The sequence below is a fragment of the Streptomyces cacaoi genome, from assembly GCF_006539165.1.
GTDB classification, from domain to species: Bacteria; Actinomycetota; Actinomycetes; order Streptomycetales; family Streptomycetaceae; genus Streptomyces; species Streptomyces cacaoi.
This window is the reverse complement of sequence record NZ_BJMM01000007.1, coordinates 56187-68530: the sequence shown is the minus strand read 5'-3', so window position 1 is coordinate 68530 and position 12344 is coordinate 56187. Positions and strand designations below refer to the sequence as shown.

9 protein-coding genes are annotated in these 12344 nt (G+C 74.5%); 6 read left to right on the top strand and 3 right to left on the bottom strand.

Features of this window, described 5'->3' with window-relative positions; all coding sequences use genetic code 11:
- Window positions 1-98 precede the first annotated feature (98 nt).
- The 3 genes from SCA03_RS09420 to SCA03_RS09410 all read left to right on the top strand — a co-directional run bounded on the left by SCA03_RS09420 (window position 99) and on the right by SCA03_RS09410 (window position 2812).
- Window positions 99-782 (top strand): hypothetical protein, encoded by a 684-nt coding sequence (locus SCA03_RS09420; protein WP_086817897.1) that lies wholly within the window; start codon window positions 99-101, stop codon window positions 780-782.
- A 399-nt stretch (window positions 783-1181) separates the two neighbouring features.
- A complete protein-coding gene (locus tag SCA03_RS09415) occupies window positions 1182-1778 on the top strand; it encodes a hypothetical protein (RefSeq protein WP_141275302.1) in 597 nt (198 codons plus the stop codon).
- A 311-nt stretch (window positions 1779-2089) separates the two neighbouring features.
- Window positions 2090-2812, top strand: coding sequence for an HNH endonuclease family protein (locus SCA03_RS09410; protein WP_086818446.1), 723 nt, complete (start codon window positions 2090-2092; stop codon window positions 2810-2812).
- Window positions 2813-2855: 43 nt separating this feature from the next.
- Here SCA03_RS09410 and SCA03_RS09405 read toward each other — a convergent pair whose 3' ends face one another.
- Window positions 2856-3287 (bottom strand): DUF3224 domain-containing protein, encoded by a 432-nt coding sequence (locus SCA03_RS09405; RefSeq protein WP_030892420.1) that lies wholly within the window; start codon window positions 3285-3287, stop codon window positions 2856-2858.
- Window positions 3288-3422: 135 nt separating this feature from the next.
- On the opposite strand from SCA03_RS09405, the gene SCA03_RS09400 reads away from it, so the two are divergent.
- Entirely contained in the window at window positions 3423-4598 is a 1176-nt protein-coding gene (locus SCA03_RS09400; protein ID WP_141275301.1) for a helix-turn-helix transcriptional regulator, read from the top strand.
- A 216-nt stretch (window positions 4599-4814) separates the two neighbouring features.
- On the opposite strand, the gene SCA03_RS09395 is transcribed toward SCA03_RS09400, so the two are convergent.
- Together SCA03_RS09395 and SCA03_RS09390 are read right to left on the bottom strand one after the other, a co-directional pair.
- The gene (locus tag SCA03_RS09395; protein WP_141275300.1) at window positions 4815-6377 is read right to left on the bottom strand and encodes a carboxylesterase/lipase family protein; all 1563 of its coding nucleotides are present in this window, start codon (window positions 6375-6377) and stop codon (window positions 4815-4817) included.
- 20 nt (window positions 6378-6397) lie between these two features.
- Window positions 6398-7447 carry an MBL fold metallo-hydrolase gene (locus tag SCA03_RS09390; protein WP_141275299.1) on the bottom strand — a complete coding sequence of 350 codons (1050 nt, stop codon included), beginning with the start codon at window positions 7445-7447 and terminating at the stop codon, window positions 6398-6400.
- Between the two features lie 182 nt (window positions 7448-7629).
- Between SCA03_RS09390 and SCA03_RS09385 the strand changes: the two genes are divergently transcribed.
- Entirely contained in the window at window positions 7630-10479 is a 2850-nt protein-coding gene (locus tag SCA03_RS09385; RefSeq protein WP_086817907.1) for a helix-turn-helix transcriptional regulator, read from the top strand.
- A gap of 577 nt (window positions 10480-11056) precedes the next feature.
- Entirely contained in the window at window positions 11057-11722 is a 666-nt protein-coding gene (locus SCA03_RS09375; protein ID WP_086817906.1) for a SurA N-terminal domain-containing protein, read from the top strand.
- The last annotated feature ends 622 nt before the right edge of the window (window positions 11723-12344 follow it).

Genomic DNA, 12344 nt, shown 5'->3' with positions numbered 1-12344 from the left:
CCGGAGGCCATCTCACAGGGGGAGCAGACAGCAGTTTGCGGCCGGCACCCGCGCTGGAACGGGGAGCCGGAACCTGACCACCCTGGGGGGCCTTGATCATGATCACTCGCCGTACTCGTACCGTCCGTTCCGCCGGCCTGGTGGCCGTCGCCGTCGCCGCGGCGCTCTCGCTGACCGCCTGCCAGGGCGGGGACTCGGACGGTGCGTCGGACAAGAAGGACTCCTCCGCCTCCGCCGCCGCCTCCTCCACGGAACACGGCGGTGCGGACAGCGAAGGCGACCGGACGACGGCAGGCAAGGACCGGGTCGGCGCGCAGAGCGGGTCGTCCGCGGAGGAGACCGGCACCCGGAGCGCGGCCGCCGAGAAGGGGTCCCCGGACCGCACCGAGAAGCTGGTGGACGGCAGCACAGCCGAGATCTACGAGCTGGGCGAACAGCACTACCGCGCCAAGATCGTCAGCCGCGGTTCGGTCCTGGCCACGCTGGAGACGGACAAGCACGACGCCGGGCTGAACGCCAACGACATGTCCGTCGTGCTCACCCTGGGCGGCGAGGTCCACTCCTGGATGGGCGGCGGACAGCAGGGACCGGGCACCTTCAAGATCGCGGGCGGCTGGACGGCCAAGGTCAGCAAGCTCGGTGAGCTGCGCTACCGGGCACAGATCATCGGGAACGACGGGGTGGCCGCCACGCTGGAGACCGACGGGCACGACGTCGGGCTCGACGCCAACGGCTCGTACATCGTGCTCAGCGCCGGCGGCATGATCAGCGCCGACGCGTAAACGTCCGCACCGCTGTGGCGGTGGAGCCGTCCTCGGGCGGCTCCACCGCCACAGTGCTGTGTGCCCGCGTATGTGCCCGCGTATGTGCCCCGTGCGACGGGGAGCCGTTCGCCGTTCCACCGTCCGTTCGTTCGGCAACGATTGTGTCTCTCTGTTCCCTCGGGCATGCGTGCGGCGATACCGCTGTATACGCTCACCTCCGGCAATGTCCGCCGCTGTCCTGTCAGGAGGAAACATGCGCGGTTTGTCCGCCTCGGTGTGCCGACAGCCGCTGCACGGGTCCGCCTCCCCGGCGCGGTGGACCGGCGGGCCGCGCGCCCCTCGGCCGTGACCCCGCCGACTCCTCCTCCCACAACCCCCACGCCCCCCCCACACGGTCAGCATCCACACCATCCCTCTGTGAGGCAGGCGTTGAAGAACACGAGCATCGGCACGGGCACGACGGGCGGCGGCAGAGCGGGCCGCCCCGGCGCGGACGGACCGGCCGGCGGGCCGGGGCACGGGCGGGGCGGACGGAACGGCCGGCGCAGGGCGGTGACGCGGGCGGCCGTATGGGCGGTCGCCGGGCTGCTGGCGCTCGCCGGCTGCTCCGGAGCCGACACCTCGGAGACGGCCGCCGACCGCAGCCCCGCGCCGGCCACCTCGTCGGCGACGGCCTCGCCGTCCCCGAGCCGCACGTCCTCACCCGCTCCGAGCCCGACCACGTCCTCGCCGGCCGTCTCGCACACCGCCCCCGCGCCGACCACGGCCCCGGCGACGCCCGCACGGCCCGCCGTTCCGCCCGCGACCCCGGCCGCTCGTCCCTCGACACCGGCGGCACAGCAGCCGACCCCCACCGCGGCCACGCTGCCGGACCTGCGCTCACCGGCCGGAAACCGGTACCGGGCCGGCCAGTTCTGCAAGCGAGCCCATCTGGGGATGGCCACCCGCGACGACGCCCGCCGGGTGATCCACTGCGACCGTGACGCGGGTGGCACCCCGCGCTGGCACTACTGACCTTCCGGGCCGGGGCGGCCCGGGGCCTACCGGGCGGGCCCGGGGGCCTACCGGGGCCCAGGCGAACCGGCGGCGGGCCGGGCGGAGAGGGGCTCGTGCCCAGCCAGTGCCAGGGCGAGTGGCCAGGGGCCGGGGGCCAGGAGTCAGGGTGAGGGCCAAGGCCCAGTGCGCAGTGACCAGGGGCCGGGGGCGGTCGTTCCGGGGCCGTCTAGGATCCTCTGGTGATCATCGAACCCGACATATCCCCGCACGCCCGCCCGGCCACCGGCCGCCTCCGGCGCACCCGCCGCCGCACCGCCGTCGGCGCCGGAATCGTCCTCGTCACCCTGCTCGGCAGCGGATGCGAACCGCCGGGCGACGGCGACGGTAAGGACGGGGCGAGCGGCCGGGGCGGTGGCGCGGGGGCCGTCAGCCCGTTCGACAACGAGCGGGGCACCGGGCGCGGCCTGGCCCCGGTGACCTCGTCCGCCGAGCAGGGCAGGGCCCGGGAGCTGATCGACACACTGGACGAGCGGGGCCGGGGTCCGAGGACGGGATACGCGCGGGAGCGGTACGGCTACGCCTGGATGGACACGGCGGACGGCGTGCCGCTGGCGCACAACGGCTGTGACACGCGCAACGACCTGCTGAAACGGGACGGCAGCCGGCTGCGGTTCCGGTCCGGTTCGGACTGTGTCGTCGTCTCTATGACGCTGCACGACCCGTACACGGGCAAGGACATCGACTGGAAGAAGGAGAGGGCCACCGAGGTCCAGATCGACCATGTGGTGCCGCTCTCCTACAGCTGGCAGATGGGGGCCGCGCGCTGGCCGGAGAGCAAGCGCAAGCAGCTCGCCAACGATCCGCTCAATCTGCTGCCCGTCGAAGGCCGGGCCAACGGGGCCAAGTCGGACTCCGGGCCCGCCTCCTGGCTGCCGCCGGACCGGACGATCCGGTGCGCCTACGCGGTCCGCTTCGCGCAGGTCGCGCTCAAGTACGAACTGCCCGTGACGGGCGCGGACAAGCGGATGATGACGCGGCAGTGCGGCGGTTGAGCGGGTCCGTGCCGCGCTCCGTGCCGCACTGCGCGCCGGTGTCTCAGTCCAGCGTGTAGGCGAAGGTGTACGGGATGGCCCGCATGCCGCGCTCGGCGGTGAAGCTGCCGCTGCCGCCGAGGCCGGTCAGCCGGCCCGTGGCGGAACCGGCGACCACCTCGAACTCGCAGTGCACGGTGGTGCCTTCGAAGTGTCCGCGCTCCTCGACGACGAAGGTCCCTTCCCGCCCGTCGACGCTGCCGCTCAGCAGCTCCAGCCCGGTGAACGTGCCGACGGGCCCGGACTCGCCCTCGCCGGTGTAGACGATGCTGTACTCGCAGAGGGTGCTGTCGGCCTCGATCCCGCCGGAGAAACCGTTGGTGACGGTGGCGTGCGCGAGCCGGGGGAGCCGGTCGTCGGGGCCGGGCCCGATGGTCTTCTCCTCCCACTGCGCGTAGGTGAAGCTGCCGTTCGTGGTCAGGGGCGTGCTGGGCACGGGGGTGTCCTCTCTGGTCGGGATGTGCGTACGGCACGGGTGTGCCGCGGTGCGGCGTCGCCGCGGTGACCAGCCTGGACGGTGTACCTGACACCTTCTGTCAGGTACACCGGAGCGGGCGGGAACAATGGCGCCATGCGTGCCGACCGGCTTGTCTCCCTGCTCCTGCTGCTCCAGAACCGCGGCCGGACGACCGCCCGGGAACTCGCCCGTGAGCTGGAGGTCTCGGTGCGCACCGTGCACCGGGACGTCGAGGCGCTGGGGGCCGCCGGCGTACCCGTCCGGGCCGACCGGGGCCCGGCCGGCGGCTACCGGCTGGTCGAGGGCTACCGCACCCGGCTCACCGGGCTGACGACCGGCGAGGCCGCCTCGCTCTTCCTCGCCGGAATGCCGGGCCCCGCCGCCGAGTTGGGCCTCGGCGCCGAACTGGCCACCGCCCAGCTGAAGGTGCGGGCCGCGCTGCCGGACGAACTGGGCGGCCGGGCCGGGCGTGTCCAGGAACGGTTCCACCTCGACGCGCCGGCCTGGTTCCGGGAGGCCGACCCCGTGCCGTTTCTGGCGCGGGCCGCCGAGGCGGTGTGGGAACAGCGTGTGCTGCGGGCCCACTACGAGCGCTGGGGCGGCAGGGTGCGGCGCGAACTGCGGCCGCTCGGGCTCGTGTTGAAGGGCGGCATCTGGTACCTCGTCGCGCAGGCACGGGCGGAGGGGCAGGGGCAGGAGCAGGAGCAGACCCGGGCCCGGGTGGAGGGTCGGGCGGCGGTCGGGGAGGCGCGCACCTACCGGGTGTCGCGCTTCCTCGAACTGGAGCCCACCGGCGTGTCGTTCGAGCGGCCGGCGGACTTCGATCTGGCCGCCTACTGGCAGGAGTCGGCCCGGCGCCTGGAGGAGCGGCTGCGCCACGACGTGGCCGTGCTGCGGCTGTCCCCGCGGGCCCGGCGGCTGCTGCCGATGCGGTTCGGCTCGGCCGGGGTACGGGCGCTCGCGGCGGCCGGGCCCCCGGACGAGGACGGCTGGGTGCGGGTGGAGATGGACGTCGAGGCGGAGCCGGTCGCGGTCGGCGATCTGCTGGCGCTCGGGGCCGAGGCGGAGGTACTGGGTCCGCCCGGCCTGCGGGAGGCCGTCGCCCGTACCGTCACGGCGCTGGCCGGGCGGTACGGGGCGACGGCGGAGACGGGCACGGGGACGGGGACGGAGGCGGAGACCGGCCCGGGCACGGGCACGGGCACGGGCACGGGCACGGAGGGGGACATGGCTGCGGACACGGAGGCGGAGGCGGACGCGGAGGGGGGAGGGGCGGTGGCGGAGGGCTGATCCGGTGTGCCGGGGGCGTGCGCGTCGCTCCCGGGCGCGTGCCCCCGTGGGGCGTTGGGTGAGCAGGCGCACGCGCCCGGGATCAGGCGCCCCGAGGTCAGGCAGCCCAGGGAGCGGGTGGTCGGGAGCAGGAGTCCCGGTGTCAGGGGAGCGGCGTCCCGGTGCGAGCGGAGCGGCGTCCCGGTGCGACGGGAGCGGGCGTCCCGGTGTGCAGCGTCAGCTCCAGGCCCGTCGTTCCTCGCCGCGGGGGTCGTCGACCAGGGCCCACTCGGCGTCGATGCGCATGGTGGCCCGGCGACCGGTGTCGTAGCGGTCCCAGCCGGGGTCGCCGGTCCGGGCGAACCGGACCCATGCGCCGTGCATCCGGGCGGCGAGATCCGCCGGGGGCTCGTCGGGCCCGAGCAGCGCCGCGGGGCCGTGCAGGGCGGCGAGGTGCGCACGGTCGAAGACGAAGGGCAGCTCGACGGCGTGGGTCGCGCCGAGCCGTCCGTCCAGCGCCCGGGAGCGCCAGGCGAACTCGTAGGTGTAGGTGGCGGTCCGGGCCTGTGCGGCGTGCGCGTCGGCCAGGGCCCAGCTGCCCGCGCCGAACAGCGCGTCGCCCAGAAGGGCCGAGCGCAGTGCGCCGGGCGACGCCTCGGGGCGTGTCGTGCGGTACGTCCCGACGAGACGCGCCGGGTCGGGGTGCGAGCGCGCGGCCACGTCGTCGACGTCCTCGGGCGTCGAGGTGTCGTACGCGCCCACCGGGGCCAGATAGAGGTTGCCCTCCTCGGTGTTGGTGCCGACGAGCAGATCGACGCCGTCGCCGCTGCCGGCGGCCACGGACGCGGCGGGCTGGGTGTCGAGGACGAGGCCGAAGGGGCTGAGGCCCAGCAGCGGGTCGCGGTGGGCCGCGGTGCGCAGTTCGATGCCCGCGAGCCGGGATGCGGCCGCCACCAGACGCTCGTCGGAGACCTCGGCGAACGCGTCGGCGTGCGCCTCGACGCCCAGGGCCTCGGCTGCCGCCCGGGCGACGCGGGCGGCCTGTTCGCGGCTGAACGCGCCGAGTCCGCTGCCGCTCTGGACGATCGCCCGCCGGAAGAGGCCCGTGGCCTCGGGTGTGGCCAGCACGCCGCCGACGAGGGTCGCCCCGGCCGACTGGCCGAAGAGGGTGACGCGGTCCGGGTCACCGCCGAAGGCGGCGATGTTCTCCCGCACCCAGTGCAGGGCGGCGACGATGTCGAGCAGGCCGCGGTTGGCGGGCGCCCCGGGCAGGTCGAGGAACCCGGCGATGCCGAGGCGGTGGTTGAGGGTGACGAGGACGACACCGTCGCGGGCGAAGGCGGAGCCGTCGTACAGCGCGGACCGCGTCGATCCGGCCACGGAACCGCCGCCGTGGACGAAGACCATGACGGGCAGCCCGCCCGTCGCGTCGGCCGGCGTCCACACGTCGACGGTGAGGTGGTCGTCGCCCGGGACCCAACCGGGGCCGAAGTAGGGCGACATGTCGATGCCGCCGAGCCTGCGTGCGGACTGCGGCGCGGTGGGGCCCGGCACGGTGGCGTCCCGCACCCCGGACCAGGGCTCGTGCGGCCGCGGCGGCGCGAACCGGCCGGCGCCGTGCGGCGGGGCGGCGTAGGGGATGTTCACGAACGCGGCGACGTCGCCCCGGCGCAGACCGCGGACGGCTCCCTGCGCCGTGCCGACGACGGGGCCGGGGCCGGGATCGGGGCCGAGATCGGGACGGGGGCCGGGACCGGGATCGGGGTCAGGGCCGGGACGGAGGTCGGTGGGGTGGTTCACGGTGGTGCCTCTCCGCGGGGTCAGCCGCGCTCGGACTGCCGGGCGTGCCGGGTGGGTCGGGTGCTGTCGGCGTGTTCGGAGTGCCGGGTGTGCTCGGCGCGTCGGGGGTTCTCGGTGGGCCCGATGGGTTCGGTGGGCCCGGCGGGTTCGGTGGGTTCGGCGGGCTCGGTGTACGGGGCGAAGGGGGCCCAGCGCTTGATGGCGAACCCGCTGCCGTTGCGCGTCACTTCGGCGGCGCCGTGGCCGCCCAGATGCGCGGGAACCACGAGGGCGTTGTGGTCGGCCGCCCAGCCGAGCAGCTTGCGGCGGGTGGCGCGGGCGCCCGCGGGGTCCTCGCAGAAGCAGCTGTTGGCGTCCGGTTCGAGGATCTGCACCGGGCTGTGCAGCAGATCGCCGACGAACACGGCACGGTCCGTCCCGGAGGCGAGGGTGAGGACGCTGGAGCCCGGGGTGTGCCCGGGGGCGGCGTCCAGCCGCAGATGCGCATCGATGCGGTGGCTGTCCTCCCACAGCAGGGTGCGGCCGGCCCGGTGCACCGGGGCCACGCTGTCCTCGAAAACATTCTGGTTTCCCCGGCCGAGGCGCGGCGCGTGGCCGTTCTCCGGGTTCCAGAAATCGAAGTCGGCCTTCGGCATCAGATAGGTGGCGTTGGGGAATGTGGGCAGCCATTCCCGGCCGTCCAGGCGGGTGTTCCAGCCGACGTGGTCGATGTGGAGATGGGTGTTGACCACGATGTCGACGTCCTCGGGCGCGACCCCGGCCCGTGCGAGATTCGCCAGGAAATCCGTCCTGAGATGGCTCCAGACCGGCGCGTACGGGCGCTCCTTGTGGTTGCCGACGCCGGTGTCGACGAGGATGGTCTTCCCCTCGCTGCGCAGCAGCCAGGTCTGGATCGCCGACTGCACGATGCCGGACCCGGGGTCCACGAAATGCGGGGAAAGCCAGGAGGAGTTGTCTTTCCAGGCGCCCTCCGTACTCTCCGGGAAGAATTCCTCGGGACGCATGTCGACGGGGCCGAAGTATTCCCATATCCGGGTGACGGAGACATCGCCGAGCATGAGGTGGTTCATCGGTTCCTCGAAAAATCGGGGTGGGGGAAAGGAATTTCCTGAACCGTACGAGCGGCACCGGCGGCCCGGTATCCGTCAGATGACTGCACCTGCGCGCGACTCGTCCGCGGGGGCGGCGCTTGTAGCCTGGCCGGGCAGGGCAGGGCGGCCCGCCTGCGCGGGCCAGGACGCGTGGAGTTCCCGTGGACGAGCACAGCGGCCACGCCGGTGCGGCCACGGGACCGCGGGCGGAGCCGGGCGAGCCGCTCGTCGGCCGGGACGCGGAGTGGGAACGTCTCGCCCGCGCGGCGGTGCCGCCGTCGGCGGACCCGGTGGTGATGCTCGTCGGCGGCATGGGCACCGGGAAGAGCGCGCTGCTGGACCGTGCGGCGCGCCGGGCCGAGGCGAGCGGGGTGCGCGTCCTGCGCGCCGAGGGCAGCGAGACGGAGGCGAAGCTGGCGTTCTCCGCGCTGCACCAACTGCTGCGGCCGCTCCTGGCGGAGGCGGGCGCCGACGCCCTGCCGGAGGGACAGCGCGACGCGCTCCGCGACGCCTTCGGCGCGGGACCGGCCGCACCCCCGCGGGCCGGCGCGCCCGATCCGATGCTGCTCGGGGTCGCCGTGCTGAGCCTGCTGGCACACCAGGGCGACCGGAGGCCCGTGCTCGTGGTGCTGGACGACGTGCAGTGGTTCGACCGTGCTTCCCTCGCCGCGCTGTCCTTCGCCGCCGGGCGGCTGGCGGGCGAACCCGTCACCATGCTGATCGCGGCCCGGGACGGCGCGCACCCGGCGGGCTTCGACCGGCACGTGCCCACGCTCGTCCTCGGACCGCTCGACGACGCCGCGGCGAACCGGCTGCTGGACCTCCAGCCGGCGGCCGTCGACGGCCGTATCCGGGCACGCGTCCTCGACCAGGCGGGCGGCAACCCCCTGGCGTTGACGGAGCTGGCGAGGACGGCCGCTGCCGCCGCCCGGGACACGCCCGCAGGGCCGCCGCCCGCCGGCCCGCTTCCCCTCGGCGAACGCCTGGAACGGGTCTTCGCCGCGCGCCTCGACGGCCTCCCCGCCGACACGGCCCGGCACCTGCTGCTCCTGGCCGCCATGGACAGCGCCGACTCCGCGCTCGCCGCCCCGGCCGGACCGTGGCAGCACACCGAGGACGACCCGTGGACGCCGGCCGAGCGGGCCGGGCTGGTCCGGCGGACCGGCCGGCAGGTGCGGTTCCGCCACCCGCTGGCCGGATCCGCCGTGTACCAGGCCGCCTCGGCGGACGCCCGGCGCGCGGCCCACCGCACGCTCGCCGGGCTGCTGCGGGACGCACCGGACCGGCGTGCCTGGCACTTGGCCGCCGCCTGCCCGGGGCCGGACGCGGCCGTGTCGGCGGAGCTGGAGCGGACCGCCGACCGGGCCCGGGCGCGCGGCGGCCACGCGGCGGCGGCCGACGCCCTCCAGCGCGCCGCGGAACTCGCGCCCCGGCGCGCGGACAGCGCCCGGCTGCTGGTCGAGGCCGCCACGGCGGCCGTGCCCACCGGTGACCTCGCCCGCGTCGAGGAGCTGACCGCCGCGGCCCGCGCCCGCACCGACGACCCGTCGCTCCTGGCCGCCGCCACCGTGCAGGCAGGACGGCTGGCGACGCTGACCGCACGCCACACCACGGTGTTCTCCCGGCTGGCCGACTCCGCCGAGGAATGGGCCGCCGCCCGGCCCGACGTGGCGCTGGACCTCCTGGCCGGGGCCGCCGTGGTCCGCTTCTACTCCGGCGAGCACGCCCAACTCCGGCGTATCCACGACATTCTGCGGCGCCTGCCCGAGGACGCTCCGTCCGCTGCCTCGTCCGCCGCACTGCGTACCTGGGTACGGGCGGTGGCCGACCCCTTCGGCGACCGGAGCGCGTTCCTCGCCCGGCTGCCGCAGCTGACCGCCGAGGCCAAGGCCCGGCCCGAACAGCTCGTCACCGTCGGGATCATGGCCTGGCTGCTGGACGAGACCCCGCACGCCGTCCGCGCCTTCGACGCGGCCGTCGGCAGCGGGCAGGCGCGGGGCGCCCTGCCGGAGGGGCTGGGCGGAGCCGTCGCCTGGGCCCAGGTGGAACGCGGACGGTGGGACGAGGCTCGAGAGGCCTGTGCCCGCCTCGCGGCCGTCGGCCGGGCGGCCGGGCTCGACCACGCCGTGGCCTGTGCGGCCACCGTCGAGGCCACCGTGCTGGCCCACCAGGGAGACGCGACGGCGGCCCGCGCCCGGGCCGACGAGGCGCTCGCCCTGGTCGATCCCCTGGAGAGCCGCTCCGTCGCGGTCTACGCCCGCCGCGCACACGCCGCCGCTGCGGCAACGGACGGCGCGCACGCGGCCGCCTACGGCCAACTCCGCAGGGTTTTCACGGCAGACGGCGACCCCGTGCACTACCACGCCTCCTTCCCGGCCCTCGCCGAGCTGGCCGCCTCCGCCGTGCGGTGCGGCGCACACGGGGAGCGCGAGGAAGCCGCCGCGATCGTCGAACGCAGCGCACACACGCTCGCCGGCCACGCCTCGCCCCGCCTGCGCGCACTGCTCGACCGGGCCCGCGGCCTGCTGGCCGGTCCCGGGGACGCCGAACCGCACTTCCGGGCAGCCCTGGCCGACCCGGTGCTGGAGCACTGGCCCTTCGAACGCGCCCTGACCCTGCTCGACCTCGCCGAATGGCTGCGCCGCCGCCGACGGGTCGCCGAGGCGCGGGCCCCGCTCACCGAGGCACTGGAGACCTTCCGCCGCCTGGGCGCCCGCCCGTGGATCGAGCGGGCCCGGACCGAGGCACGCGCCGCCGGCCTCGACGTCACCGGCACGGCCCCGGACGCGCTGGCCGAACTCTCCCCGCAACAGCAGCAGATCGTCCGGCTCGCCGCCCGGGGACTGACCAACCGCGAGATCGGCGAAAAGCTCTTCCTCTCCCCGCGCACGGTCGGCTCACACCTCTACCGCAGCTTCCCCAAGCTCGGCATCACCGCCCGCGCCCAACTGCGCGACCTCGTCGACGACACCGCCGCGCCGACGGCTCCACCCGTCGACCGGGGGCCGTGACCGCGGACCGTGGACTGCGGACTGCGGACCGTGGACTGCGGACCGTGGACTGCGGACTGTCGTATCGCTGATCGCGGACCGTCGTATCGCTGATCGCTGATCGCTGATCGCTGATCGCTGATCGCGGACCGCTGACCGTCGGGCGCCGTGTCGCGGGGCCCTGTCGGCCGCCGCGAGAACCGCCCTGCGGGGGGCCGTCGGGAGGGGGTGTCCGCCCGGTGCCCGAGAGCCACGTCTCGTGAACGGTGGTGCGGGGCGGTAGTGGTGCGGGGCTTCAGCAGTGCGTATCGGATGCGGTGTCGGTCCGGTGCCCGCGTGCCGGGGCTGCTGCGGAACTCGGCGGCCGGGCTGGGTACTTGGGGAGAGCGCTCGCTGTACTTGGGGAGAGCGTGCGCTCTGGTGGCTCGAACGGGCCTCTTGTGGCACGTACGGGGCGCAGGGTGCTACCGGGCCGGGTGCGAATCGTTGGGCGATTTGGTGTCGAAGCGGTGGTCCGGACCGCTTCCACTCCCTACCATCGATCATCGCCGGGTCGTGCGAGGACGCACGACCTCCTCGCCCGCCGCCGGGAGGCCCCATGGAAAGCCGTCGCCGTAGGTCCGTGCTCACCCTCTCCGCCAGCGCAGCACTTCTCGTCGCCGCCCCACTGCTCAGCGCGTGCGGCAATGACGCGCACCCGGGGGCCGCGGCTCTCGTGGAGGGCAACCGGATCACGATGGGGCAGCTCCAGTCGCGGGTCGGTGCCGTCCGGGACGCCCAGCGCGGAGCGCCCCAGGGCGAGCAGATGATCAAGCAGACGGGGCAGCTGACCCGCGCCACGCTCGACGGGATGATCCGGGAGCGCATCGTGGAGAAGGCCGCGCGGGACTCCGACGTCAAGGTGTCACGGCGCGAGGTCCAGCAGCTGCGCTCCCAGCTCGAACAACAGGCAGGTGGCCACAAACAGTTGGAGAACACGCTGCTGCGGCAGCAGGCCGTCGCACCCGACGAGATCGACGACCGGATCCGGATGCAACTGCGCGTCGAGAAGATCGCCAAGGCCGCGGACATCGACCCGCGCTCCCCGGAGGGCAACCAGCGGCTGAACGCGGAGCTGGCCAAGGCATCGAAGGCGATGAAGATCGATGTGAATCCGCGCTACGGCAAGTGGGACACGGGCAGGTCCACGCTCGCGGGCGCGAAGACGCCGTGGCTGCGCGACCTGACGGGCGCCGCGGCGGACCGGCAGCAGCAGGGGGTTTGAGGGGCTGAGGGGGTTGAGGGGGTGGGTGGGGGGTTGGGGTGGGTTTTCGGGCGTGAGGTGACCTCGTGGGACCCACCCAACAAGGAACCGCGCCCACCCAGCCCGCCACCCCCTGACCTGCAAAAACCCTACCTCGCCGCGCTGTTGTCGTCGCCGTGCCGCAGCTGTGTCCCTTCTGCGGCAGGCCACGACGAAACCACCGGAACAAGTGAACTCACCCCGCCGGTCCCTCTCCTGCGGCGGAACCGAAACAACCGGCGCACGCAGAACGGCATGGGCATAGCGGCGCCTACGCAGCGGCACAGGCAGAGCCGCGTAGGCAACCCCGCATAGGCAACCCGGCGTAGGCAACCCGGCGTAAGCAAACCGACCTACGCACAACGGCATATGCGTAGCTGCCCAGCCAAACCGACGTAGCCAAACCGGTGTAGCCAAACCGACGTAGCCAAACCGGTGTAGCCAAACCGACGTAGCCAAACCGGTGTAGCCAAATCCGGGCGCAAGCAGACCGACGCAGCCAAACCCTCCGCAGCCAAACCCTCCGCAGCCAAACCCTCCGTAGCCCAACCCGCATAGGCAGCACACGTGCTCCGCGCCGGCGTGGGCAGCACGGGCCCCCGCT